This window comes from Acinetobacter sp. GXMZU3951, assembly GCF_054457875.1.
On record NZ_JBTLFO010000005.1, the window covers coordinates 131,149 to 157,120 of the forward strand.

The 25,972-nt window shown below is 40.9% G+C and carries 24 protein-coding genes and 1 other RNA gene; 17 read left to right on the plus strand and 8 right to left on the minus strand.

Going from position 1 to position 25,972, the window contains the following annotated elements; translation table 11 throughout:
- Nucleotides 1-5 precede the first annotated feature (5 nt).
- Genes bamA through lpxA form a run of 5 tightly spaced genes read left to right on the plus strand, consistent with a single transcriptional unit; the run spans nucleotide 6 to nucleotide 5,376 of the window.
- Nucleotides 6-2,480, plus strand: coding sequence for an outer membrane protein assembly factor BamA (gene bamA / locus ACX17N_RS09730; protein WP_458892376.1), 2,475 nt, complete (start codon nucleotides 6-8; stop codon nucleotides 2,478-2,480).
- Nucleotides 2,481-2,527: 47 nt separating this feature from the next.
- On the plus strand, nucleotides 2,528-3,022 hold the full coding sequence (locus ACX17N_RS09735; RefSeq protein WP_458892377.1) for an OmpH/Skp family outer membrane protein: 495 nt from the start codon (nucleotides 2,528-2,530) through the stop codon (nucleotides 3,020-3,022).
- A 3-nt stretch (nucleotides 3,023-3,025) separates the two neighbouring features.
- Complete coding sequence (gene lpxD / locus ACX17N_RS09740; RefSeq protein WP_458892378.1) at nucleotides 3,026-4,096, plus strand: UDP-3-O-(3-hydroxymyristoyl)glucosamine N-acyltransferase; 1,071 nt, start codon at nucleotides 3,026-3,028, stop codon at nucleotides 4,094-4,096.
- 7 nt (nucleotides 4,097-4,103) lie between these two features.
- On the plus strand, nucleotides 4,104-4,580 hold the full coding sequence (gene fabZ / locus ACX17N_RS09745; protein WP_241625106.1) for a 3-hydroxyacyl-ACP dehydratase FabZ: 477 nt from the start codon (nucleotides 4,104-4,106) through the stop codon (nucleotides 4,578-4,580).
- Nucleotides 4,581-4,587: 7 nt separating this feature from the next.
- Nucleotides 4,588-5,376 (plus strand): acyl-ACP--UDP-N-acetylglucosamine O-acyltransferase, encoded by a 789-nt coding sequence (gene lpxA, locus ACX17N_RS09750; RefSeq protein ID WP_458892379.1) that lies wholly within the window; start codon nucleotides 4,588-4,590, stop codon nucleotides 5,374-5,376.
- Nucleotides 5,377-5,415: 39 nt separating this feature from the next.
- Here lpxA and ACX17N_RS09755 read toward each other — a convergent pair whose 3' ends face one another.
- A complete protein-coding gene (locus ACX17N_RS09755; protein ID WP_458892380.1) occupies nucleotides 5,416-6,300 on the minus strand; it encodes a YbgF trimerization domain-containing protein in 885 nt (294 codons plus the stop codon).
- 287 nt (nucleotides 6,301-6,587) lie between these two features.
- On the opposite strand from ACX17N_RS09755, the gene ffs reads away from it, so the two are divergent.
- An RNA gene (ffs, locus tag ACX17N_RS09760) (signal recognition particle sRNA small type) lies at nucleotides 6,588-6,684 on the plus strand.
- 25 nt (nucleotides 6,685-6,709) lie between these two features.
- Here the strand turns inward: ffs and ACX17N_RS09765 are convergent.
- From ACX17N_RS09765 to ACX17N_RS09780, 4 genes are all read right to left on the minus strand, one after another.
- Nucleotides 6,710-7,309 carry a regulatory protein RecX gene (locus tag ACX17N_RS09765; RefSeq protein WP_458892381.1) on the minus strand — a complete coding sequence of 200 codons (600 nt, stop codon included), beginning with the start codon at nucleotides 7,307-7,309 and terminating at the stop codon, nucleotides 6,710-6,712.
- 80 nt (nucleotides 7,310-7,389) lie between these two features.
- Nucleotides 7,390-8,436: a recombinase RecA gene (recA, locus tag ACX17N_RS09770; RefSeq protein WP_458892382.1), complete on the minus strand. Its 1,047-nt coding sequence runs from the start codon at nucleotides 8,434-8,436 to the stop codon at nucleotides 7,390-7,392.
- 147 nt (nucleotides 8,437-8,583) lie between these two features.
- Nucleotides 8,584-9,024, minus strand: coding sequence for an RNA-binding S4 domain-containing protein (locus ACX17N_RS09775; RefSeq protein ID WP_458892383.1), 441 nt, complete (start codon nucleotides 9,022-9,024; stop codon nucleotides 8,584-8,586).
- Nucleotides 9,017-9,691, minus strand: coding sequence for an HAD-IA family hydrolase (locus tag ACX17N_RS09780; protein ID WP_458892384.1), 675 nt, complete (start codon nucleotides 9,689-9,691; stop codon nucleotides 9,017-9,019). The genes ACX17N_RS09775 and ACX17N_RS09780 overlap by 8 nt, the downstream gene beginning before the upstream one ends.
- 752 nt (nucleotides 9,692-10,443) lie before the next feature.
- On the opposite strand from ACX17N_RS09780, the gene ACX17N_RS09785 reads away from it, so the two are divergent.
- From ACX17N_RS09785 to ACX17N_RS09795, 3 genes are all read left to right on the plus strand, one after another.
- Entirely contained in the window at nucleotides 10,444-11,301 is an 858-nt protein-coding gene (locus ACX17N_RS09785; protein WP_458892385.1) for a 3'(2'),5'-bisphosphate nucleotidase CysQ family protein, read from the plus strand.
- Between the two features lie 51 nt (nucleotides 11,302-11,352).
- A complete protein-coding gene (locus tag ACX17N_RS09790; RefSeq protein ID WP_458892386.1) occupies nucleotides 11,353-12,087 on the plus strand; it encodes a phosphoglycerate mutase family protein in 735 nt (244 codons plus the stop codon).
- A gap of 189 nt (nucleotides 12,088-12,276) precedes the next feature.
- Complete coding sequence (locus ACX17N_RS09795; protein ID WP_458892387.1) at nucleotides 12,277-14,958, plus strand: M66 family metalloprotease; 2,682 nt, start codon at nucleotides 12,277-12,279, stop codon at nucleotides 14,956-14,958.
- Between the two features lie 131 nt (nucleotides 14,959-15,089).
- On the opposite strand, the gene rpsT is transcribed toward ACX17N_RS09795, so the two are convergent.
- Nucleotides 15,090-15,356, minus strand: coding sequence for a 30S ribosomal protein S20 (gene rpsT / locus ACX17N_RS09800; RefSeq protein ID WP_458892388.1), 267 nt, complete (start codon nucleotides 15,354-15,356; stop codon nucleotides 15,090-15,092).
- A 215-nt stretch (nucleotides 15,357-15,571) separates the two neighbouring features.
- On the opposite strand from rpsT, the gene ACX17N_RS09805 reads away from it, so the two are divergent.
- The 3 genes from ACX17N_RS09805 to ACX17N_RS09815 are packed head-to-tail and all read left to right on the plus strand — an operon-like array spanning nucleotide 15,572 to nucleotide 17,556.
- Nucleotides 15,572-16,237: an NAD-dependent epimerase/dehydratase family protein gene (locus ACX17N_RS09805; protein ID WP_458892389.1), complete on the plus strand. Its 666-nt coding sequence runs from the start codon at nucleotides 15,572-15,574 to the stop codon at nucleotides 16,235-16,237.
- Between the two features lie 12 nt (nucleotides 16,238-16,249).
- On the plus strand, nucleotides 16,250-16,762 hold the full coding sequence (gene rraA / locus ACX17N_RS09810; RefSeq protein WP_458892390.1) for a ribonuclease E activity regulator RraA: 513 nt from the start codon (nucleotides 16,250-16,252) through the stop codon (nucleotides 16,760-16,762).
- A gap of 11 nt (nucleotides 16,763-16,773) precedes the next feature.
- Nucleotides 16,774-17,556, plus strand: coding sequence for a glutathione S-transferase N-terminal domain-containing protein (locus tag ACX17N_RS09815; RefSeq protein WP_458892472.1), 783 nt, complete (start codon nucleotides 16,774-16,776; stop codon nucleotides 17,554-17,556).
- A gap of 53 nt (nucleotides 17,557-17,609) precedes the next feature.
- Here ACX17N_RS09815 and ACX17N_RS09820 read toward each other — a convergent pair whose 3' ends face one another.
- Both ACX17N_RS09820 and ACX17N_RS09825 read right to left on the minus strand, forming a co-directional pair.
- Nucleotides 17,610-18,308 carry an SIR2 family NAD-dependent protein deacylase gene (locus ACX17N_RS09820; protein ID WP_458892391.1) on the minus strand — a complete coding sequence of 233 codons (699 nt, stop codon included), beginning with the start codon at nucleotides 18,306-18,308 and terminating at the stop codon, nucleotides 17,610-17,612.
- 12 nt (nucleotides 18,309-18,320) lie between these two features.
- A complete protein-coding gene (locus ACX17N_RS09825; protein WP_458892392.1) occupies nucleotides 18,321-19,286 on the minus strand; it encodes a LysR family transcriptional regulator in 966 nt (321 codons plus the stop codon).
- 228 nt (nucleotides 19,287-19,514) lie between these two features.
- Here ACX17N_RS09825 and ACX17N_RS09830 point away from each other — a divergent pair, with 228 nt between their 5' ends.
- The 5 genes from ACX17N_RS09830 to ACX17N_RS09850 all read left to right on the plus strand — a co-directional run bounded on the left by ACX17N_RS09830 (nucleotide 19,515) and on the right by ACX17N_RS09850 (nucleotide 25,743).
- Nucleotides 19,515-20,732: an acyl-CoA dehydrogenase gene (locus ACX17N_RS09830; protein ID WP_458892393.1), complete on the plus strand. Its 1,218-nt coding sequence runs from the start codon at nucleotides 19,515-19,517 to the stop codon at nucleotides 20,730-20,732.
- A gap of 120 nt (nucleotides 20,733-20,852) precedes the next feature.
- Entirely contained in the window at nucleotides 20,853-22,079 is a 1,227-nt protein-coding gene (locus tag ACX17N_RS09835) for a CaiB/BaiF CoA transferase family protein (protein WP_458892394.1), read from the plus strand.
- 919 nt (nucleotides 22,080-22,998) lie between these two features.
- The gene (locus tag ACX17N_RS09840; RefSeq protein WP_458892395.1) at nucleotides 22,999-23,991 is read left to right on the plus strand and encodes a DUF1852 domain-containing protein; all 993 of its coding nucleotides are present in this window, start codon (nucleotides 22,999-23,001) and stop codon (nucleotides 23,989-23,991) included.
- 37 nt (nucleotides 23,992-24,028) lie between these two features.
- Nucleotides 24,029-25,060 (plus strand): methionine synthase, encoded by a 1,032-nt coding sequence (locus ACX17N_RS09845; protein ID WP_458892396.1) that lies wholly within the window; start codon nucleotides 24,029-24,031, stop codon nucleotides 25,058-25,060.
- 191 nt (nucleotides 25,061-25,251) lie between these two features.
- Nucleotides 25,252-25,743, plus strand: a complete 492-nt coding sequence (locus ACX17N_RS09850; RefSeq protein WP_458892473.1) for a flavin reductase — start codon at nucleotides 25,252-25,254, stop codon at nucleotides 25,741-25,743.
- Nucleotides 25,744-25,972 lie beyond the last annotated feature (229 nt).

Consider the following 25,972-nt stretch of genomic DNA (forward strand, 5'->3'; position numbering starts at 1 on the left):
CTGGCATGCAGCACACACATTTATTTATGCCTTTGGCACTGGTTAGTGCTATGGCAGCAGTACAACAAGTATATGCAGCGGATGAATTTATTGTTCGTGATATAAAAATTGATGGACTCGTTCGTTTAACACCTGCCAATGTGTATACCATGTTGCCAATAAATAGTGGTGATCGTGTTGATGATCAGGCTATTTCAAACTCAATTCGTGCATTGTATGCTACGGGTTTGTTTGATGACATTAAGGCATCCAAACAGGGTGATACCCTTGTTTTTAGCGTGGTTGAGCGCCCGCTTATTTCTAAAATCGAACTAAAAGGCAATAAGCTAATTCCGAAAGAAGCTTTGGAAGAAGGCTTGAAAAAAATGGGCTTGGCTGAAGGTGAGGTGTTAAAGAAATCAACACTTCAAACTGTAGAGTCAGAGCTAGAACAACAGTATGTACAGCAAGGCCGTTACGATGCGGATGTGAAAGTAACGACCACGGCTAAGCCAAATAACCGCGTAGATTTGTTGCTTGAGTTTAACGAAGGTAAAGCTGCGAAAGTTGTAGATATCAATGTCATTGGTAATACAGTATTTAGCGATAGTGATATTCAGCAAGCTTTTGCAGTCAAAGAAAGTAGTTGGAGCTCAATTGTTTCACGTAATGACCGCTATGCACGTGAAAAAATGGCTGCCAGCCTAGAAGCTTTGCGTGCCTTGTATTTGAATGCAGGTTACATTAATTTTGATATTACCAATTCAAGTTTGAACTTGAGTGAAGACAAAAAACGTATCTTTATTGAAGTTTCTGTAAACGAAGGTGAGCAGTTTAAATTTGGTGAAAGTAAATTCTTGGGTGATGCGTTATATAAGCCAGAAGAATTGAAAGCCATGCAAATTTATAAAGATGGCTCGACTTATTCGCAAGAAAAAGTGAATGCGGTTAAGCAGTTACTCCTACGTAAATATGGTAATGCAGGTTATTACTATGCGGAAGTCAATGTGGTTCCGCAAATTAATAATGAAACGCGTGTGGTAGATCTGAACTACTACATTAATCCTGGTCAGCAAGTTACTGTGCGTCGTATTAACTTTACGGGGAATACAAAGACTTCGGATGAAGTATTACGTCGTGAAATGCGCCAGATGGAAGGTGCTTTGGCAAGTAATGAAAAAATTGACTTGTCTAAAGTTCGCTTAGAGCGCACAGGTTATTTTAAAACCGTTGATATTAAGCCGACACGTATCCCGAATATGCCGGATCAGGTGGACTTGAATGTTAGTGTTGAAGAACAGCATTCAGGCACCAGTACATTGGCAGTAGGTTTTTCACAAAGTGGTGGTGTAACATTCCAAGCAGGATTAAGCCAAACCAACTTTATGGGAACTGGTAATAGTGTTGCAATTGATTTATCACGCTCTGAAACGCAAGACTATTACAACCTCAGTGTGACTGACCCGTATTTCACCATTGATGGGGTGCGTCGTGGTTATAACATGTACTACCGCAAAACCAAATTGGATGAAGATTATAACGTTAACAATTATGTAACTGATAGTTTCGGTGGTGGTATCAACTTTGGTTATCCAATTGATGAAAACCAGAGTATTAGTGCAGGTTTAAATATTGACCAAACTGAAGTTACCACTGGTCCTTATGTATCGACCTATGTGCGTGATTATTTATTAGCACATGGTGGAAAAATTAAGAATACTGCAACATATTGTTTGGATGGAACTGTTACAACTGGATCGGATTGTACAAATATTTCTGAACCCTATCCATCTGAATTTACAGGTGATTTCTTAACTTATAATTTTAACTTGGGTTGGTCGTATAATACGCTTAATCGACCAGTATTCCCGACATCAGGTCAGTCGCACCGTGTCAATGCTGAAATCGCACTTCCAGGAAGTGATGTTGAGTACCAAAAAATCACCTATGATGCACAGGCATTTTTGCCATTAGGGAAAGATTTTGTTCTGCGTGGCTATGGTAAGTTAGGCTATGGTAATGATTTGCCATTCTATAAAAACTTCTATGCTGGCGGTTATGGTTCGGTACGTGGTTATGATAACAGTACCTTGGGTCCGAAATATGATGGTGTTTACTATGCGGAAACAGATCAAAAAGACCCTTCTCCTGAAGAAGTCGGGGGTAATGCCCTAGTGCAATTTGGTACTGAATTGGCGTTGCCTATACCATTTAAAGGGGACTGGACGCGTCAAGTGCGGCCAGTGTTATTTGCGGAAGGTGCACAAGTATTTGATACCCAGTGTAATATTTTCCCTTCAACTGATGATGGTTTAGCTGATAAGAGAACTTGTGAAGATAATTATGGGTTTGATGTAGATAATATGCGCTATAGCGTCGGTGTTGGCTTTACTTGGATCACCATGATTGGTCCACTCTCATTAAGTTACGCCTTCCCGCTGAATGATAAGCCGGGTGATGAAACTAAAGAAATTCAATTCGAGATTGGTCGTACTTTCTAAGTACGATCTTTTTTGAACTTAACAAGCATATAAAATAAGGTTTAATCATGCATAAAATAATCAAAGCTTTAGCATTTGCAACCATTTCACTAAGTTCTGCAGTTCATGCCGCAGGTTATGGGGTGGTGGATTTAGAACAAGTTGTAGATAACAGTACTTATTTAAAGGCTCAAAATGCGAGCTTGCAGCAAAGCATCAAGCCACAGACCACACGGTTAGAGCAACTCAGCAAAGAGCTAGATGCGATGAAGCAAAAGGCGCAGGCTTCAAAATTATCTGAAGCTGAAATGCAAAAAATGAGTGCTGAATATCAAACAAAGTTGAATGAATTAAATGGTATTCAACAAGGTTTGCAAGGTAAAGTTCAAGCTTCTCTACAAGTTATGAATAAGACTTTAGATTCTCGCATTAAGCAAGCAGCCGAGCAATTACGTAAAGAAAATAATTTAGATGTGGTTTTGAATAAAAACTCTGCGCTTGCCTATGACGCTAAATATGATTTAACTGATAAAATGATTCAAAAGGTTAATGCAATTAAGTAATCAATGAATCTTAAAACAACTAGTTTAGAAGCTCTTGCTCGTCTTGTACAAGGCGAGTGTCGAGGTCAGTCCGACCTTATTCTTAAGGGGCTCGCAAGTCTGGATACTGCAACAGCTCAAAACATTTCTTTTGTGACTGATGAAAAGTATTTGGATAAAGCACTTGTTTCCAAAGCAGGTGCTTTAATTGTTACTCCTGCTTTACAAGAAAAATTGCAGACCCATCACAATTTTATTTTGGTGCAGAATCCCTATCTGGCCTTTGCAATGCTGACTCATGTATTTGAAAAGAAATATGCTGAAGTTGGTATTGAGAGTACGGCAAAAATTCATCCTTCAGCGATTATTTCTGACTCGGCATATGTTGGTCATTATGTGGTGATAGGTGAAAACTGCGTGGTCGGTGATAACACCATTATTCAGGCTCATGTACGCATTGATGATGATGTTGAGATTGGCAAAGATGGATTTATTGATTCACATGTCACTTTAACCGGTGCTTGTAAAATCGGTGATCGCGTGCGTATTCATGCGAATACTGTGATAGGTGGTGAAGGTTTTGGTTTTGCACCCTATCAAGGGAAGTGGCATCGTATTGCACAGTTGGGGTCAGTGCAAATCGGCAATGATGTACGAATTGGCTCGAATTGTAGTATTGATCGTGGAGCATTGGACGATACGATTTTGGAACATGGTGTTAAGATTGATAACCTTGTGCAAATCGCTCATAACGTCAAGATCGGTGAAAATACTGCGATTGCTGCAAAGAGTGGTATTGCAGGGAGTACCACAATTGGCAAAAACTGCATCCTAGCAGGGGGATGTGGTGTAGTTGGACATATTACAATTGCAGATAATGTGACAATTACGGGAATGTCAATGGTCACAAATAATATTTCAAAAGCGGGAAGCTACTCTGGTGGCACGGGATTATTTGAAAGTCCGAATTGGAAACGTACGGTTGTTCGCTTTAGACAATTAGCAGATGTGCCATTGACCCAATTAGTCAAACGACTTGATCATATGCAGGCTCAAATTGAGTCCCTTGAATCAACTTTTAAATTGCGTAAATAGAATTATGATGACTGAGTCGACTTTACTACCATTTACGAAACCAGAATTGCCAATGCATATTCAGCAAATTCGTGAATATTTACCACACCGTTATCCATTCCTGTTGGTTGATCGCATTGTTGATGTAACTGATAATGGGATTGTCGGTTATAAAAACGTTTCAATCAATGAAGAGTTTCTGCAAGGCCATTTCCCGAATTACCCAATTATGCCGGGTGTACTGATTGTTGAAGCCTTGGCACAAGTATCAGGCATTCTTGGCTTTATTATGAACAATGAGAAGCCAAGTGAAGGTTCTTTGTTCCTTTTTGCAGGTGCAGAAAAGGTAAGATTTAAAAAACAGGTGGTTGCAGGTGACCAACTTGTATTAAAATCTGAGTTGATTATGCAAAAACGTGGTATTTACAAATATAACTGTATTGCTACTGTAGATGGCGTTGTTGCAACAACCGCAGAAATCATGGTTTATCATCAGAAAGTATAGAGCAGGCATGAGCAATAACGAATTCATTCATCCAACCGCTATTATTGACTCATCAGCAGTAATTGCTCCAGATGTCCAAATTGGTCCATATTGTATTATTGGTCCACAAGTGACGATTGGAGCTGGAACGAAACTTCATTCACATGTTGTGGTTGGAGGGTATACGCGTATTGGAAAAAATAATGAAATTTTCCAATTCGCGAGTATTGGCGAAGTTTGTCAAGATCTTAAATACCAAGGTGAAGAAACTTGGTTAGAGATAGGTGATCATAACTCTATTCGTGAGCATTGTAGTTTGCACCGTGGTACGGTCCAAGATCAGAGCTTAACGAAAATTGGTAGTCACAATCTGTTGATGGTTAATACACATATAGCACATGACTGTATGGTGGGTGATCATAATATTTTTGCCAATAACGTGGGGGTTGCGGGTCACGTCCATATTGGTAATTACGTTATTGTTGGTGGTAACTCAGGTATTCATCAATTCTGTAAATTGGCTTCTTATAGCATGGTGGGGGGTGCATCTTTAATTGTTAAAGATGTTCCAGCATATGTTATGGCATCGGGCAATCCTGCACATGCTTTTGCAATGAATGTAGAAGGTATGCGACGTAAGGGATGGTCTAAAGAAGTCATTCAGGGCTTGCGTACAGCGTTTAAACTGATTTACAAAGAAGGTTTAACGACGGTAGAAGCTGTTGATCGTATTCGACAAGACATTTTACCAACAGTACCCGAAGCTCAATTGTTGATTGATTCTCTCGAGCAGTCGGAACGTGGAATTGTGCGTTAAGACGTGAAATAAAAAAAGACACCGTTAAGGTGTCTTTTTTTATTTCTTTAAATAACCTGCTTCTTCACTTTTAGGATACTGTTTAAGCAGCTTGGTTTTGTATTGATTGGCCAATGCTGTATTACGGTCAACATCTTTGGCTATGCTATACAGTTGGTAAAGCGCACGTGAGGCCTTAGATGATTGAGGGTATTGGTTAACCACAACGTTGTAATTCTTTTTCGCTTCAGTGTAGTTGGTCGGTTCTATAGCTAGATTAAATTCGGCTAGCCAGAAATACGCATTGCTGATATAGATGCTGTTAGGGTGGTTTTTAATAAAGTTTTGCATCGGAGCAATCGCTTTTTTGGCTCCACCTTGTTTGTAGGCATCTAAAGCAACAGTATATGCTGCTTTTTCTAACTCTGTCGGTTGTTGGGCGGCGTTTGTATTTGTTGCTGTAGTTGGATTGTTGCTAGGGCTTAAAGCTGGTGTGCTTGTGTTGGTCGTATTGTTGGTTTTGGGCGCTACAGTGGTTGTTGTGTTGACGCTGGGAGACGTATCCTGTTGGTTATCCTCCGTTGCTGCACTGTCCGGATCCATTTTTTGTTGTAAGAGTTCTAGGCGTTGGTCTAAATCGGTATAACGATTATTAAGTTCGTTTTTAAGTTGTTCAATGGTATTTTCTTGTTCTTCAATTCGACCTCTTAGCGTGCGAATATCATTTTCTAGCTGTTGGTTTTTTTGCATGATTTGCCAGTTGATATTGGTTGGTACATTGGCTTCGGCAACTGGTGTATTTGCTACTGAAGAGCCATAACCTGAGCTAGACGAAGAGCCAGCATCACTTTGACTTAAACCACGGCTTTCGATAGGGACATTTGCATATAAATGTGTTGAGCTTAAAAATACGAGTGCATAAATCGCATGCTTAAATTGCATCATAAAATATATCCATTTTGTATTGCTTGTATAAAGCCACGTGTTTGAATGGGCTTTATTAAATTTCATCATGCACACATTTAAAATGCTCAAGCAGTGAAAAGCAACAAATGTTTGCGTTCTTGTCGTATGTTTAAAGTAACCTGGTGGACAATCATGAAGGCAAATAGTACCTAAAGGTTAATTCTGTATTTTAAATAATCAAATGAATAGCTTAGGCAGATAATTATTCGGATAGGGCTTGCAACTTCATTAAAAATCTCTATACTCTGTTCTTGCAATGGTAGCCCTGCCGGTTACTTCGCAATTGCACTCTGCGAACCCCGCCAGGACCGGAAGGTAGCAACGGTAGTAGAATTGTGATGTGCCGAAGCTTTGCTGGTAGGGTTGCCACCATTTTTATTATAATTCATTATTCCTCATCTTCTTTTTTGTTAATTGCTTTCATAATTGCATCCATATCAAACCCTCGGTATTGTAAAAAGCGAATTTGTTTGGCTTTGAGTTTTGGGTCTTTTTCAACGCTGCTGCCAAACTTCTTGATTTTAAGCTGATAGGCTTGTTCTGCCCAATTGATTTCTTTTAATTCTTCTTGAATTAGTTCACTGTTAATTTTTTTGTTTTTTAATGCCAGCTTAATCCGCTGCGGACCTTTACCTTTGCGTTTTTGGCTCGACAGTACAATTTCGGCAACCCGTTGGTCACTTTGATAATTCTGCTCAGATAGTTCTTCAACGAGGTTGATCACCTCTTCTCGATTTACAGCATAGGTCGCTAACTTCTCTATTAGCTCTGCTTTGGAGTATTCCTTGCGGGTGAGCACAGCAAATGCATAAGAGCGCAAACGTGAGCCTGTGAGCCCTGTATTTTGTGGGACTTCAGTCTCTATGCCTTCGTGATCTGGCTGAGTTGTCGGTGATGCTTGCAGTGGCGTCTGTTCGGCATCGGATGTTCCAAATTCTTGTTTGAGGCTTTCATAATTTAGTAGTTTGGGAAATTTAGATGGGCTCATATTATTACTAATCTTTGATTGAAAAACGCCCCGAAGGGCGTTTTGGTATAGCAGGTATATTTTGTAGAGTACCTAATGGCTTAAGCATCAAGTAGTAAATCAGGTTCTTCTTCCTCTTTTTCCTCTACAGCGACATTACCTGTGGTTAATAATTGGTCGCGGATAATACGTTCAACTTCTTGAGACAATTGCGGATTCTCTTCAAGATGGCGGATCACGTTGTTCTTACCTTGACCAATTTTGTTGCCTTGATACGAGTACCATGCACCAGCTTTTTGGATGATGTCTTGCTGAACGGCAAGATCGACCAACTCGCCTAGCTGATTCACACCTTTGCCATAAAGAATCTGGAAGAGTGCTTCTTTAAATGGAGGTGCCATTTTGTTTTTAACAACTTTTACTTTGGTTTCTGAACCAATAATTTCGTCGCCTTCTTTGACTTGACCTACACGACGAATATCCAGACGTACAGATGCATAGAATTTTAATGCATTACCACCAGTCGTGGTTTCTGGGCTACCGAACATCACGCCAATCTTCATACGGATTTGGTTAATGAAGATCACCATACAGTTTGAGCGTTTTGCATTACCTGTAATTTTACGCAGTGCCTGACTCATTAAACGAGCCTGTAAGCCCATGTGTGAGTCACCCATTTCACCTTCAATCTCGGCACGTGGCGTAAGTGCAGCCACAGAGTCGACTACGATAAGGTCGATTGCGCCAGAGCGAACCAGCATGTCGGCAATTTCAAGTGCTTGCTCACCGTTGTCAGGTTGAGATACGAGTAGGTTATCGATATCGACCCCAAGCTTGCGTGCATATTGAGGGTCGAGTGCATGCTCGGCATCAATAAAGGCACAGGTTCCACCTGCTTTTTGGCATTGTGCAATGGCTTGTAAAGTCATGGTGGTTTTACCAGAGGATTCTGGACCGTAAATTTCAACAATACGACCCTTTGGTAAACCGCCGATACCTAGTGCAATATCGAGTGTTAAAGAACCTGTTGAAACCGCTTCAACAGCTTGCACGGTATTGTCACCAAGGCGCATGACTGTATTTTTACCAAATTGTTTTTCAATTTGGCTTAGGGCAGCGTTTAGCGCCTTGCTTTTATTCTCATCCATCTCACAACCTCAAAACTATGTCACTTAATTTTTAACTAAAGTGGATGTATTGCATTACAAACGTTTTCCACTTCAGTATAGTGACAGAATTATTCCTGTTATTCTATGCCTGTTGTATCTAGTGCGACACAACATGACGCGACTAATTTAATCATCATTATAAGACCAATGTTGGTCAAATTGTTGATCATTTTCTTGTTTAAATTTACTGATTTGTCGACGATCTTTCTTCGAAGGTCGATGATCAGGACGAGCTAGATTATGCAACTTTCTTTGCGAAGCAAGCAATTCTCTTTTTGCGATACTGACTTCGGTTTCTTCATAGAGTTGTTGTGCAATAGGTGCAGGTCCGCGTACACCAGAAATGGCTTTGATAATCACGGTTTTCTTTTCAAAGCCTTGTTGAATGGTGAGTTCCATACCAATACGGACTTCTTTTGAAACTTTGACACGTTCACCATCAAAATGGACTTTGCCTCCTTCAATCGCGGACTTCGCTATACTGCGTGTTTTAAAAAAACGTGCAGCCCATAGCCATTTGTCGATACGCATGGTTTCAGCAGGTAAGTGTTGCTCTGCTTTAGGCATATTGCTTGTGTTCCTCGGCTTGTTCGATGAGCGGAATTAAATCCGTGAGATGTTTTAACATTGGGAAATCGGATTCGTCACGGACTAATCCTATAGATGAGGGCTGTTGTATGCTAATTAAATGCTGTAAGCCGAATTTTTGTGCGCCACGTAAAACTTTCTCCGTATCATCAATAAAATACGCTTGAGAAATATTGAATGGATGCAGCTGATGCAGCTTTTCCCAAAATGCTGGAAATTCTTTCGCATGACCAATGGTCTCGCTGCTTACAATCACATCAAAATATGGAGCAATCCCTGTTTGTTCTAATTTGAATTTCAGGCTGGCGCAATCGGCATTGGTGGCAAGCCAGCAAGGGTATTGATTTAATTTTAAATATTCTAAGAGCTCAATACATCCAGCACGTAAACTGACTTTGTGTTGGTGTTCTTGTTGTAAGGCCAATACATCCACTCCAACTTTTGCAGACCAAAAGCGGGATGAATACCAATTCAGTGTATGGCTATGTTCTTGGTAGAACTGAAATAAAATATTTTGACTTTGTTGTATGTCGCATTGATGCGTTTCTGCATAACGAAGGGGCAGTAATTGGTTCCAGATAAGATCATCATAGGCGAGATCAAGTAATGTGCCATCCATATCGAATATCACAATTGGTTTAGCCATTAAAAAATCCTGATATAACAGAGGAGCAAGAAGCTGAAGTTGCAAAGGATATAGGACGAAGCTTCGAACTATATCGGCCTACTATACAACAAAGAACTTGTAGGAATCATTTGAAATTGTTCAGAAAGTGTTTTGATACGGGAGATGCATTGCTTGTCTGAATGTTGTGTCTGGAAGCAGGCATACTGCTTTGTCCGTGATGAATATCCTAATTTATTGTTAATATTTAAATTGTGCAGATTTAACACCTATGGCTACGATATGAGTGCTATTTGCACTGTGTCATCATATGGTTAAATCTGAGTAGGTGAATATTGAACAACTTTAGTCCATCCACATAATGCACAGGGAATGACGCGGCTGGTCAATCTATATTTTAAGAAGCGATGGCAAGATTGTCGCGAGAAAAGATTTTAGATGATTGATTTTAAATAAGGTATTGAGTGATCCTTTCCTGTTTGGATCATAAAATTCATGGTAATTAGCCTAAGTATAAGCACATTTTTGAAATTCGTTTCAGGATGAATGTACTCCTTTGTAATTAGCAGCAAGAATGATGATGGACTATTTATTAACTTCTTGCTGTTATTTAAGGGTATTAGGACTAAAGTGTATTACAAACTAGCGATGCAATTTAATGTAACTAGGCGTAAGATAAAAGAAAATATTGATCATTTCATACCGTTTAATGGATGAGTCGAAGCCCCTTAAGAGTGCGTGAAATTGATGGATCAGTGTATGAAGAGCAGATTATGTTTATAAAAACCCAAGCCCCCCACGATGATATGATTTTGCAGCTTGTGCCAATTATGACGCAAGCATGTGAAATTTTACGCCAAGAATTCGAACAGTATTGTTCTGGTGAAAATTTTAATATTGAACATAAACATGACGATTCTCCGGTGACACAAGCCGATTTCAGGGCTAATCAATTTATTACAGAAAGCTTGGCACAATATAGTGCAGATATTCCATTGTTATCCGAAGAGGGGGATTATGCCTCGCGTCAACAATGGCAAAACTTCTGGCTGCTTGATCCATTGGATGGCACCAAAGAATTTCTGCATAAGCGTCCAGAATTTACGATTAATTTAAGTTTGGTTGAGCATGCTGAAACGGTCTTTGCGATATTGGCGATCCCGGGTGAACAAACGATGTATATTTGTCCACGGCAAGGTATGCCTTTAAAGTTTGACATACCAACACAGCAATGGTTTGAATATTGTGCAGAACCTAATCAAACAGGACCTGTGCAAGTCGGCTTAAGTCAAAGTTCGCAACAAAAAGGCCAATACCATGAGTATTTGCAGGTGCTGGAAAATATGACGACTTATACGGTGTTTAAGGCAGGCAGTGCGTATAAGTTCTGTATGATGCTCGAACACAAAGTTGATATTTACCCGCGCTTTCATCCAACCAGTGAGTGGGATACCAGTGCAGGGCAATGCTTGCTTGAGCGGATTGGTGGTGGATTGGTAGATTTTAAAGGACGTCCATTTTTATATAATCAGCGGGACAGTCTTTTAAATGGGGGATTTATTGCTTTTCGTAACCGTGAAATGAAGCAGCTGGCTTTGACGGCGCTTGCAAGAATGTTGAGCAGGCATTAAACAAAAAGGTTAGAATAGTACAGTGTAAACACAAAAAAATATGAAGATATCATGGCATTAGAACGACTCCCGCGCAGCATGCTTAAAGCAATTGATTTATTGCCAGATACAAGCACTCCCGTCACTTTATTTACTCGGCATTCTATTCGGGAAATTGTTAGCGGACAGGGTTTGGCTGGCTATGACTTGCAGTTGACTTCGCAAGGTCGTGATTTGGCACAAGCTTGGGGGGCACATCTTATTGGTCAGACGGATCGTATTATTCAGCACTGTATTTCAAGCCCTATACAACGTTGTGTAGACACTGCGGCTCTGATGATTCAGGGTGCAGATGCTATGAGTACGCAAACTAATACCCATCATATTGAAATTGTCCAGCAGGGCTTATTGGTTGAGCCAGGTAGTTTTGTGTTGGATATAAAGCAGGCAGGTCCTTATTTTCGTGAACAAGGGGCTTTAGGCTTTATTAATAGCTTTGTGAATAATGCTTTGCCAGGCATGAAGCATCCGATTCATGGTGTGGTTGATGTCTTGGAATTAATTTATAACACGCATCCACAGCAACAGAATGGCCTGAGTCTAGCGGTTAGTCATGATACGATCATTGCCGCGATTATTGCGGTAATCTCAGGGCGGAATGTGATTACCCAAGAAGATTGGCCGCAGATGATGGAAGGCTTATTTGTTTGGTTTGAGGGGGATGAATTTTTAGATTCAAAACTAAAATGGATTTGGCGTGGTGAACTTCACGAGCTCAATATTCGACAATTCAAACAGCACCATTAAAAAAACGTTCTGAGATTCTTTTCTCATTTACATTGGGTGCAATCACTTGCGTGGTGACTCAGGTTTAAAACTCTTATCCTTCAATTAAGTGAAAAGTATATAATTAATTTTAAATCTATGATTTTATAGATTATTTGTCATTTTATATTATTTTCTTTCTAATAATTGGGGATATTGTTGAAAAACGTGATGTATTACAGATTGCATGCATTGAGTTTGTGCATAACGGCAATTTTGTTGTCTGGTTGTGGTGGCGGTTCTGGAGAAGGCAGCAATGGGGATGGATTGAGCGAAACAAAGCCAGCTCAACCGCTTTATCCAGAGCCAACAAAAGATGTGGTTGCTGATGAGACATTGGGTTTTTATGATTATGACTCTAGCGCATCAACACGTGAAATCCGTTCCGATTTAACGGGATCGTTACAGGCGATGATTCAGTTTGGTCAGGCGCATGTGGTCGACCCGAATGGAAATGAGGCAAAAAAAATGCCCCGTTTGACTGCGGAGCGAGAAGCTTTACTGTTGGTCACGCCTACTGCTGAGATGGCAGATATTCAACAGCTTGAACTTGAAATTTATCAAGATGGTTTATTGGTCCGTCGAGTCAAACTTGATGATCCATCACAAATTCCACTTTCTGATCAAAGCAATCAAGATCAGCGCCCACAGGTGCTTTACAGTAAACGCGCATGGTCAACCAAGTTAAATTGGAATGAAGTTAAGTCAGGACTCAAACTTAAAATTACGGATCAAAATGGTCGAATTGGCGAATTGCTAGAAACATCGATTGACTTTGCGCCGCCTGGCGTTTTGGTTTTAAATAATATCCGATTAGGCTTGCTTACGGACCCACCAGTGTCGACTGGGCACTATATGCTATTGGAGCCTGAAAAAGCCGGAACAGACTATTTTCAAACCATTCCTGCTGCCGAAATGATCGTGGCTAAATACGATGATATGAAGCTTAATCGAGTCATGGTCGCGAATGGTTCAATTTACGATACCCATAGTGTTGTAGAAGGCGGGGTGTATTCGGGTGATATGCGTGAAAATGTCGCTAAATCGACGTTCAGCGTTGGCATAAACTTGGCAAATTGGGGGGTAACCAGTGCCTCAATGGCAAGTCAAGAGCAACCTCAGTTAACTGAAAGTGTGATTGTGCATCATGCTCGTGGTCAGTATAGCAACGGGGATCAAACCCATGGCTTAAGTGGTGGCAATGGCATGCTGACACTGATTGATTCTGTTGGTAATGAGTTTAGCCATGAAATTGGCCATCATTATGGTTTGGGTCATTACCCTGGGTCTGTGACCGCAGAAGGTCAAGCTACCAATTACTTTTGGTCTGCGCATCATGCTGACAGTGGTTGGGGATATATTGCATTCCGTAATAAGATGCGCGGAAATCTCAACTGGAGATCAACAAGTCTAGGGGATGGAAGTAATGGTGTTCCTAACTTCCAGCAGTTATATCCTTACGGTTGGGATGCAATGGCAGGAGGCTCTTCTGCTAGTTCAATCTCGCGTTTTACACACTACACGGGCTACAGTACCTCATTAAAGATACAACCACACTTTAATCGCACCATGTGGGATGCTAATTCGGTTACTGGTTATACTCAATGGAATGCCACTACCCGCAAAATGGAAGTGGTACAACCACGAGTACCAAGTTCAACACGCGTCTGGTATAACCGTGCTGATGGAAACTATTTAAAACCACGCCTCTTCGGGGTTCCTGTATATACGATTTTGGGAGGATATGACCCAGTCAATCAGGTGAGTTTGTTATATCCTGCTGCGCGAAGTAACTGGGGTAATGTATTTCAACTCCCAGAAAATCAATCGAATAGTTCTGACGCAGCATGTTGGCTAAATGTTTCTTATGATGTAGGCGGAAATAAAACAGTAGCTTTGGCACCGAACCGAATGGATGCTGTCAATAGTACCGCCAATAAGCTACATGTTAATCTAGCAATCTCAGATCAGCCACGACGTGTCGATTTGTATTGTAAAAAAGCCCATGAAGCAGAAAAGCTTTTATCGAGTATTGATATCCCTACATATACAGATGAAATCCGATCTGCGGTTCAAATAGGGCGGGATCATGCTTATACGGCATTAGCTAAAATTGAGTTACCTGTGCTTGAACAGGAACTCTTATCTCAGGCGGGTAAGTCGGTTGTGGTCTTATCGCCAAATGCACAATTGTTATATGACTCTTATGCCAATAACCCAACAGGACTCTCTGCTGCTGCACAACAGGTCTTGGTGCTATATGAAAGCCAACAGCAAAAAATTTACCGACTCAATCGTTGGATGAATGTTTATGCAAAAGATTTAACCGCTCAAAATAGTGCAGCCAAAGCAGCATTAGCAGAGTTTATTACACAGTTGGGCATGGAAACATCGACTTTATATAAGGAACAAAGTGTTTTATTGAATAGAACGAATTGTTTAAAAGTCGAGAAATTGGCGAATGGTCAATATAATCCATATATCAGTGGTCAAACTGGTTGCACCGCGGATGATTCGGAACAGTGGATTCTCGATGCTTTGGGGCGTATTCACAGTAAATTGGCGATTGGCCAATGCTTAACCAGTAATGGTGGTGGTAATAAAATTACATTGGCGAGTTGTTCAACACAGTTAAGCAGTCAAGTTTGGACGATGGCCGCAGATACACAATCCATCCGCCAAGGCACTCAGTGTTTTGATTTGAATAAAGGCTATCTGGTGGACAATCGTGCTGATCTTATTCGTTATAACTGTACTAATGGTGCAAATCAGAAGTGGACCATGTTATTGCCGAACAACAATTTGATATTGTCTTATTTAAAGCCTAAGAATTTGCTCTTGCTTGTACATTAATTAGGTGAAGGCTCTTTCATTAAAGTGAAGGGGCTTTTTTTATTTTGTTTGTTCATGATTGCGAGGAGAAAGAAAAGATCGAAATCGCAGATATAAAAAAAGCCCGAAAGGGCTTTTTTTAATACAACAAATTAGTTAGCTAATGCTTTAACTTGTGTATTTAAACGGCTCTTATGACGAGCAGCTTTGTTCTTATGGATGATACCTTTATCAGCCATACGGTCGATTACAGGAACAGCTTTTTTGTAAGCTTCTGTAGCGACAGCATGGTCACCAGCAGCAATAGCAGCTACTGTGCGTTTGATGTAAGTACGAACCATAGAACGCAAGCTTGCGTTGTGTTTACGTGCTTTAACGTTTTGACGAGCACGTTTTTTTGCTTGAGCAGAGTTTGCCACTCGTGCACTCCTTGAATTAGATTGGTCTGGGCGGGCTGAAATTCATACTGAAAACCAACATCAGTAGAACTATCACCAGCCCGTAAACAAGTGCCATATTTTGATTAAACATGACCACGAAGTCAAGTCTTGACATGCTTTGACAACATTTTAGATGCAGAAAAATGTTAAAGAAAACGTTAGATTACTGTTAAACAACGGAGAATGATCAAAAAATGATAAATTCGATTCAAAAGGCCATCGTGATTGGCGCAACAGGTTTAGTCGGTAGAGCTTTAATCAAACAATTAAATGAATTAAGTAGTTGCGAGCAAATTACTGCTGTGGTTCGGCATTATGATGTGCAGTTGAGTCAGATGGATAAAGTTCATCAATTCGTATTGGATGACTTTCTACTCTTAAATGATGAAGACGTCGATGGTCATAGCCATGCTTTTAGTTGTTTGGGTACAACCATGAAAAAAGCGGGTTCAAAAGCAAAATTTTACAATATTGACTATGAGATCAATGCCCATTTTGCAGATTTGCTGGAGGAAATGGAGATTCACTACCTATTGGTGAGTGCATTGGGGGCGAGCGTCAAGTCACCGATTTTCTATAATCGGGTGAAAGGCGAGTTAGAACAGCATATTCGCGAGTTGGCTTTATATAAGACCTCAATTTTACAACCCTCATTATTACTGGGGGAGCGATCTGAACAGCGGTTGTTAGAAGGGGCAACACAGCGTTTATATCAGAAGGTGTCTCATTTAGTTCCCAATTCTTTTAAATATAAGCCAGTGACAGCTGAACAAGTGGCTCATACTATGGTCGTGGCAGCGCAAACTCAAACTGAAAAGTTTGAAATTTATGATAATTTACGCATACAACAAGCTAAATAAATGGAGAAAAACGTGGCAGCAGTACCTTTTGTAACTTGTGATTTGCTTGATGATCATCCTGAAAAAGAGCTTCAGGTGGTTACGCCATCGATGGATGGAAAATTCTTTAAAAGCTATGGTGCACGCAAAAGCTTTGGTGGTCAGGTGGTGACAGTCAAATGCTTTGAAGATAACTCGCGAGTAAAAGAGTTATTGGCTACAGATGGTACGGGTAAAGTCCTTGTGGTGGATGGTGGGGCTTCCATGCGCTGTGCCTTAATGGGGGATTTAATTGCAGAATCGGCTGTAAACAACCATTGGAATGGGGTCGTTATTTATGGTTGTGTACGCGATGTGGATGCGATTGCTGAATTGGATCTCGGAGTACATGCATTGGCTGCAATTCCACAAAAAAGTAATCGTAAGGGCATAGGCGAAACTGATATTCCACTTTATTTTGGTGGTGTGACCATTCAGTCAGGCGATTATATTTATGCGGATAACAATGGTATTGTTATCTCGAAAGATAAACTGATTGAATTATAAAATAAGGATAAATTATGGTGAACCATCAAATTAAAGTCATTCAGTCTTTGGCATCTTCTTTGACTGAAGGTGGGCGTGGGGTATCAGGTACAGCTTTTCCTCAACAACCTGAGAAAGCATTAAAGCTCTATGAGTTTGAGGGTTCACCATTTTGTCGCCGTGTGCGAGAAGTGTTAACACTGCTTAATCTGGATTATGAAGTTTATCCTTGCCCGAAAGGGGGGACAAAATATCGCAACTTGGTGAAACAGTTAGGTGGAAAAGCACAGTTTCCTTTTTTGATTGATGAAAATACTTCATCACAAATGTATGAGTCTCAGGAGATTATCCATCATTTGTTTAAACATTATGGCCGTACAGGGAAAACACCGAAAAAATTTGCGCACTATCCGAAATTACCAGTCGTGGCATTTGCTGGGACTTTGATTAATGGTGCACGCGGCATTTGGATCAATCCGCAGGTTACCAATCGAGAAACTCCGGAACAGTTACTGGAATTATGGGGCTTTGAAGCGAGTCCATTTACGCGAATTGTACGTAGTGTCCTGACTGAACTTGAACTTCCATTTATATTTCATAATGTGGCTAAAGAGCGCTGGCAAGATATGGGTCCTGCGGTATTGCGTTTAAAGCCAGGAAAATACATCCCGATTAAAGATGGTAAGCGTGAAAAAGTGATGGCTGTGATGGGGCGTGATATTCAAGTGCCGTATTTGGTGGATCCGAATACCCAAGTAAAAATGTTTGAATCAGCCCAGATTGTGAAATATTTAAAACAGCAATACGGTGTATAGCTCAAGTATGAAATAGCTCGGAATAATCTAGCATTATTCCGAGCTATTTCAATTTACCGAGTCAGTAAATTGAATAGTTGTTGCATGCCTTCAGTCGCGGTTTTGGCAATGAGCTGATACTGTTGCGGCATACTTTGTCGATGTGCTTTAGGGTCAATATAATATGCGGTACATGCAGATGGAATTTCATGTACTAAACCCGCTACAGGATAAACTTCTAGGCTAGAACCAATCACAATAAAAATATCCGCTTGTTGCACAATTGCTTGAGCTTCGGCATACGCGGGTACAGCCTCTCCAAACCAGACCACATGAGGACGAAGCGGGTAACCAGCAGGACAAAGATCTGTTGTTAAGTTTAACTGCCAGCCCTCTATTGGATAAAGTTCCTTTGCATATTCTGCATTGGGTCCAGAGCTCTTGGCATAGCGAATATTGCCATGCAAGTGTAAGACATTGTCATTACCTGCGCGTTCATGCAAGTCATCAATGTTTTGTGTAATGACATTGACATGATAGTGCTGCTGTAATTGAGCAATTAACTGATGGGCGTGATTCGGTTGGGCTTGTAAAATGTGCTTACGACGCTGATTATAAAAATCTTGAACCAGTTCAGGATTGCGTGTCCAAGCTTCAGGTGTAGCGACCTCTTCGATCTTATAATTTTCCCAGAGTCCATCATGATCACGGAAGGTTTGAATACCACTTTCGGCACTCATTCCTGCACCTGAAAACACCACTAGTTTTTGCATAGCATCCTCGTATTATCTTATTGGGGGAGTAACGGCATTCATGATGGAGATGGACTGTACTTCATCTTTTATCCAATCAACAAATTTTTGCAGAATGGGTGATGGTTCTTGACTAGAGTGAACCAAATAATAGGAACGGTGGCTGTGTAGTGGGCTATTGTTGGCGATGACCAAGGTTTGATTTTTCAGTTCTTGTTCAATGAGCATTTGCGGAATCAAAGCAACGCCCATGGCGTGAGAAGCGGCTACAGCGAGCATGGAAAATAACTCATGGCGTTGTCCTTCATCGGCTTTAGGTTGATGGACTTGATGCGCCTGAAACCATTCCTGCCAAATAGTGGGGCGAGTTGTCTGTTGCAATAATGGTAATTGTGCAATTTGTTCTGGCAGCAGGTTATAGGTGTCATAGTTGCAGGGCTGGGCATCGGGAAAGTATTGCTGAATCAGTGAAGGTGCGCAGACAGCCACCACATCTTCGTGCATTAATAAATGAGCCTGAGTGCCTGGCCAGTGTTCAATTTGCTGCTGTGTTCCAGCGTAAATTGCAGCATCAAATATATGTTCGCTAAAAAGAAAGGGCTTGGTGCTGGTTTCTAAGTGAATGGTAATTTCTGGGTAGCATGAATTAAAGTGATGTAGTTTGGGTAATAACCATCGTGTTGCAAAGGTCGGAACAACCCCTAATTTAAGCGTGCCAGCTAAACCTTTATGAGAGATAACTTCTTGGGTAACTTTTTCTAAACCGACTAGGTAAGGTTTAATGGAGGCATAGTATTGAGAGCCTGCAACCGTCAGTGCCATGCCATGTCGAGTGCGAGAGAACAGTTGGGTCTGTAAAAACTCCTCGAGTTGTTGGATTTGACGCGATACCGCACTTTGCGTCATCGCCAGCTCTTGCGCCGCATGTGTATAACTTGCATGTTTTGCGGCAGACTCGAAACAAATCAAGTTTTGAATCGAGGGGATTTTTCTTCTCATTTAAACCAACCAGACAAGTTTAATATTTTAAAAATGCATAAATTCTTGTGTGCGAATTATAAGGAAAATCTCCTAGAAGCATCTATAGCAATCTATCCAAATTTATTTAATTTTGCCAGTTGGATCAAGATATGCATATTCCGCATATCTGCATGCAAATTATTCGTTTGAATTAATTCGGATTCAGTCATAGCATCAATTTAGATAAAAAACAGCGCAGAGGATGCAATGAATCAAATGGTGAACTCGAAAAAAACGGTTAAAACGCAGTTTAAATGGCAAGATCCATTTTTACTTGAGCAGCAATTGACTGAAGAGGAGCGTATGATTCGTGATACTGCCCATGCCTATTGTCAGGATAAATTGCAGCCGCGTGTGCTGGAACAGTTTCGCCATGAAAAAACCGATCCGACAATTTTTCGTGAAATGGGTGAGCTGGGCTTACTTGGACCAACGATTCCAGAACAGTATGGTGGTGCGGGCCTAAACTATGTGAGTTACGGACTGGTTGCACGTGAAATTGAATATGTTGATTCGGGTTACCGTTCTATGGCCAGTGTACAGAGTTCGCTGGTGATGGTGCCGATTCACGAATTTGGCACAGAAGAGCAAAAGCAGAAATACTTGCCCAAATTAGCTACTGGTGAATATATCGGTTGTTTTGGTTTAACCGAGCCCGACCATGGTTCTGATCCAGGCAGCATGATTACCCGTGCAAAAAAAGTGGACGGTGGTTATCGTTTATCTGGTGCCAAAATGTGGATTACCAACAGTCCAATTGCAGATGTTTTTGTGGTTTGGGCCAAAGAAGTTTCAGCCGAAGGTAATGTCGGTGATATTCGGGGGTTCATTTTAGAAAAAGGTTGGGAAGGGCTTTCAGCCCCGGCGATTCATGGCAAAGTCGGTTTACGAGCTTCCATTACGGGTGAAATTGTGATGGATAATGTTTTCGTGCCAGAAGAAAATGCTTTTCCAGAGGTACGTGGTCTAAAAGGGCCTTTTACGTGTCTGAATAGTGCGCGTTACGGTATTGCGTGGGGGGCAATGGGCGCAGCAGAATTCTGTTGGCATACTGCGCATCAATACACAATGGACCGTAAACAGTTTGGTCGTCCTTTGGCTGCAAATCAGTTGATCCAAAAGAAACTTGCCGACATGCAAACCGAAATTGCTCTGGGTTTACAAATTGCCTTACGTTTTGGCCGGATGAAAGATGACGGCATTGCTTCAGTTGAAGGCACTTCACTCATCAAACGTAATAATTGTGGGAAAGCTTTGGATATTGCCCGTTTAGCGCGTGACATGATGGGCGGCAATGGCATTAGTGATGAATTTGGAGTTGCACGTCATTTGGTTAACTTGGAAGTGGTGAATACCTATGAAGGTACACATGACATTCATGCCTTAATTTTGGGGCGTGCGCAAACAGGCATCGCAGCGTTCTAATTCAAATCCGTATCAACAATTTATTTTGCTTAAAGTCAGGATACTCGTGAGGGCATCTTGCAAGTGAGTTTGTCTTAAAAAACTGAAAAGCAAAATTCGAGATGTAATTAAGGGGTAAACATGGGTGCATTAAAGGGAATTCGCGTCTTGGATTTAAGCCGGGTCTTGGCAGGACCTTGGTGCGGGCAGATTCTGGCAGACCTAGGTGCTGAGGTCATTAAAATCGAGCGTCCACAGTGTGGAGATGATACCCGCATGTGGGGACCACCATGGATGCTGGATCAAGCAGGTCAAGCTACGCATGAATCAGGATATTTTCTTGCTGCAAATCGAAATAAGTATTCGGTTGCGATTGATATTACCCGACAAGAAGGTCAGGCCTTACTGCATCAAATGGTACAAACTGCAGATGTGCTGATTGAAAACTATAAAGCAGGTTCATTGCAAAAGTATGGATTGGATTATGAGACTTTAAGTGGCATTAATCCAAATCTGGTGTATTGCTCAATTACGGGTTTTGGGCAAACAGGACCACGCGCTAGTGAACCGGGTTACGATTTTATTATCCAAGGAATGTCGGGTTTGATGAGTATTACCGGCGAGAAAGAAGGTCTAGGGCAGGGGGCACAAAAAGTTGGTGTGGCTGTCGTTGACCTACAAACCGGTTTATATGCCACCATTGCCATTCAGGCTGCGCTATTGGCACGTCAGCAGATTGGGCGAGGTCAACATATTGATTTATCATTATTGGATGTACAGGTCGCAGGTTTGGCCAATCAGGGTATGAATTACCTCACGACTGGGGTATCTCCGCAACGTATGGGTAATAGCCATCCAAATATTGTGCCTTATCAGGCTTTTCAGGCCAAAGATAAAGAGTTTATTGTGGCATGTGGCAATGATAAACAGTTTAAAGATCTGTGTATTGCGATTGGTTATACCGCTCTGTTGGATGATGGACGTTTTACTCGCAATCAGGATCGAGTACGCCATCGTGAAGTATTGATTGAATTGTTATCTGCACATTTTTTACAGAACAGTGCAGAACAGTGGGTGAATGTGATTCATGCTGTAAAAGTGCCTGTGGGTCTGATTAACTCAGTGGCAGAAGCATTACAAGAGCCGCAGCTTGAACATCGGGATATGCTTGTGAATCTTCCACATCCACTTAATGCTGAGTTTCAGATGATTGGTTCTCCGATTAAATTATCAGAAACACCAGTGGAATATCATCATGCTCCACCTCAATTAGGCGAGCATACAATGTCTGTACTTTCGGAATTTAAAGCAGAGCATGAATTAGTGCAGTTAAAGGCGATGGGGATCATTGATAGCAAAATAGCCTAAGCATTTTTATTAATGAGATAGTTGCTAAGAACACTGAGTTCAGTTTCAGGCGGAAAAAGTTAAAATCCGATGTGCTGTTATCTGAATGCATGCTCAGTATTATAAAGGATTATTTAGGGCGCTTATTAACGCTATATCTCTAGTGGAGGGCTTTAATGAGCACCGATTTAAAGTTTATCACTTTACTTATTCATTCCAATTTCCGAGCCAACTTAGCTTAGGAGTGATCGACCTGATTGAGTAGATTAAGAGGGTGAAGCTCGCATGGATTTCTTTATTTCACTTTAAAATTAACTTATGTTCAGTTTATCGCCTTATAAGTGAATGCAATGCAGCTTAATTTCAACGGCACTTTGTCGATGCTGATCCAATCATTTAGCAATTGTATTTCTGAACGTTTTTGCGGTTTCAATTCCATACTTTTTATACTGGTTTTATCTTCCAGCTTGTTACAAGACAACGTATTTAGTATTGCTGGAGTCATCACATGATCTGTACTTGCTGTTTTTGGGATCATGGGATGGAATGATTGCTTTTTAATTCTTTTCTTATGAAAATAATATTTTTATCAATGATTTAATTTCGATTAATCAAGCGCCTAAGATGTAGTTTGGCATGATTTAAATGCCATCTACGAGTGTCGAGCGCGTATTTATTTCGATATATAATTTTAATCCAAAACAATTCTATTGCTTAACTTAATCTGCTGAATTGCAACTTAGATATGGTACTGGGCTCAGGATACACTTGCCTGAATTTATTCAGCTCATCGTTATCCGGCAGATAACAAAATCTATAAACATGAATTTCACTCACTTTTAGATGAGACTAAATCATTTTTATTCATGTTGAGATTGCGGTATAAATTACACCATTCAAGCAATTTAGATAATTTCTCAAAATTAGGATGACCATCACCATGAGTAAAAAGTTTGCATGTTCAATCAAACGTATTCGTTTTGATGAAAACTATCAGCCAGCAGATAGCACACGTCTAACCACTAACTTTGCCAACTTAGCGCGTGGTGAAAGCCGTGAGCAGAACCTACGTAATACGCTTCGAATGATTAATAATCGTTTCAATGCTTTAGCCCAATCAGACAATCCGAAAGGCGATCGCTATTCACTTGAAATTGATATTATTTCTGCTGATTTAGATATTGAAGGTAATGGTCAATCTTTCCCAATCATTGAGATGCTGAAAAGCACCATTACCGATCATCACACCAATCAGCGTATTGAAGGCATGATTGGCAACAGCTTTTCATCTTATGTCCGTGACTATGATTTTAGCGTAGTCCTGAAAGAGCATAATAAAGACAACTCAACTTCATATGCACCCGAAGGTTTTGGGGATTTACACGGTAAGCTTTATCAATATTTGGTGAACTCAGACACGTTTAAGGCGGAGTTTAATCAACAGCCTGTAATTTGCTTGAGTGTTTCAACAGCGCGTACTTATCACCGCACCACCAATGAACATCCGATTTTAGGTGTTGAGTATAAGCAAGATCAGTACTCGCGTACCGATGAATATTTCCACAAAATGGGCTTGCAGGTTCGCTTCTTTATGCCCAAAGGCAGCGTTGCACCTTTAGCATTCTATTTTGCGGGGGATTTACTGCGTGATTACACCGATTTTGAACTGATCAGTGCGATTAGCACCATGGAAACTTTCCAAAAGATTTATCGTCCTGAAATTTACAATGCAAATTCAGCAGCGGCGCAAGTTTATCAAGCCAGTCTCGAGTACCCAGATTACTCATTAACGCGAATTGTCTATGACCGAATTGAACGTGGTCAGCTCGCAGTCAAACAAGGTAAATGGACGGAAGAAAATTTTATTAAGCCTTATCAAGATATTCTTGAGCAATGGGCTGCCAATTATAACGTAGAGCGTAACGCTGCTTAATTTACCCCAAATAGAACATAGAGATAGAAGATTTAAAATGGCAATTTTATTACCAACATCTACCGCTGGCAGCTTACCGAAACCCTCTTGGTTGGCAGAACCTGAAAAACTTTGGTCGCCGTGGAAACTCGAAGGTGAGCAACTGCTTGATGGCAAACAAGATGCTTTACGTTTGTCATTGCAAGAACAGCAACATGCAGGCATTGATATTGTCAGTGATGGTGAACAGACTCGCCAACATTTCGTAACGACGTTTATTGAACATCTTGATGGTGTGGATTTTCAGAAGCGTGAAACAGTTCGTATCCGTAATCGCTATGATGCGAGCGTGCCTTCTGTGGTAGGTGCAGTATCGCGTCAAAAACCTGTGTTTGTGGAAGATGCTAAGTTTTTACGTAGCCAAACGACTCAACCGATTAAATGGGCACTACCAGGCCCGATGACCATGATTGATACCCTGTATGATGGTCATTACAAAAGCCGTGAAAAACTGGCTTGGGAATTTGCCAAAATCTTGAACCAAGAAGCACTCGAATTAGAAGCTGCTGGTGTAGACATCATTCAGTTTGATGAACCTGCATTTAATGTGTTCTTTGATGAAGTGAATGACTGGGGTGTGGCAACCTTAGAACGCGCACTTGATGGCTTGAAGTGTGAAACGGCAGTGCATATTTGCTACGGTTACGGCATTAAGGCCAATACCGATTGGAAAAAGACTTTAGGTTCAGAATGGCGCCAATACGAAGAAGCGTTTCCGAAATTACAACAGTCTAAAATCGACATTGTTTCACTTGAATGTCAAAACTCGCGTGTGCCAATGGATCTAATTGAACTGATTCGTGGTAAAAAAGTCATGGTCGGCGCGATTGATGTCGCAACCAATAGCATTGAAACACCGGAAGAAGTAGCCAATACTTTGCGTAAAGCCCTCCAATTTGTTGATGCGGATAAGCTTTATCCTTCAACCAACTGTGGTATGGCACCTTTGGCACGTGAAGTGGCACGCGGTAAACTGAATGCCTTAAGTGCAGGTGCAGAAATCGTGCGCAAAGAGCTAACGGGGTACTAAGCGCTCGTATGATTTAAGGGTCAGCTTTCGGATTGGATGGTTTTTTAATTCTACGAGAGCTGATCCTCGCTTTAATTGGAAGTAAGACAATATTCTACTTAGCGTACATCCAGATCATATGCAGATGTAACCGAATCACACAGTGAACTCAATCTAAAACACAAGTTAGGACTTAATTTAGGAACAAGATGATGATTGAAGCAACAGACTTTAGAAATGCAATGTCTTCGTTAACCAGCGCAGTGAGTGTTGTGACTACGGCAGGCATGTCTGATCGTCATGGTTTCACTGCATCTGCTGTGTGTAGCGTTACCGATACGCCACCGACCCTATTGGTTTGCATGAATAAAGCATCGCGGTCACATGAGCATTTTGTCGAGAATAAGATTTTAACCGTGAATGTGTTGGGTGCACAGCATGAGGAAATTTCGAATGTATTTGCCTCTAAACTGAGTTCAGAAGAACGCTTTCAATATGGCATTTGGACTGAGCTAGAAACCGGCGCACCAGTGTTAAAGGATGCTTTGGTGAATTTTGATTGTGAGATTGATCAAATTCAGGAAGTGGGTACACACACGATTTTTATCTGTCGTATTGTGGCCATTCAACAGAGTGAGCAAGATCAAAGTTTAGTTTATTTTAATCGTGCCTATCATCAGGTGGGACAGACGGAAATCGCCTAAATCTCGCTGTATAACGACTTAAACTTAAAAGTAAGGCTGAAACATCCTGATTTTTAAGGAGTAAGAGATAGGGGTGGAACAGGGTAAAATTAAGGGTATAAAAATTATAAAATAGAATAAGAGAAGGTGCTTATTTTTCTATAAGCACCTTTAAAAATTGGAGAGGAGAATGCGACTAGAATTCATGTTCCAAAGTTTACTCATGCTAGGAAAATGAATCAAAAGCGTG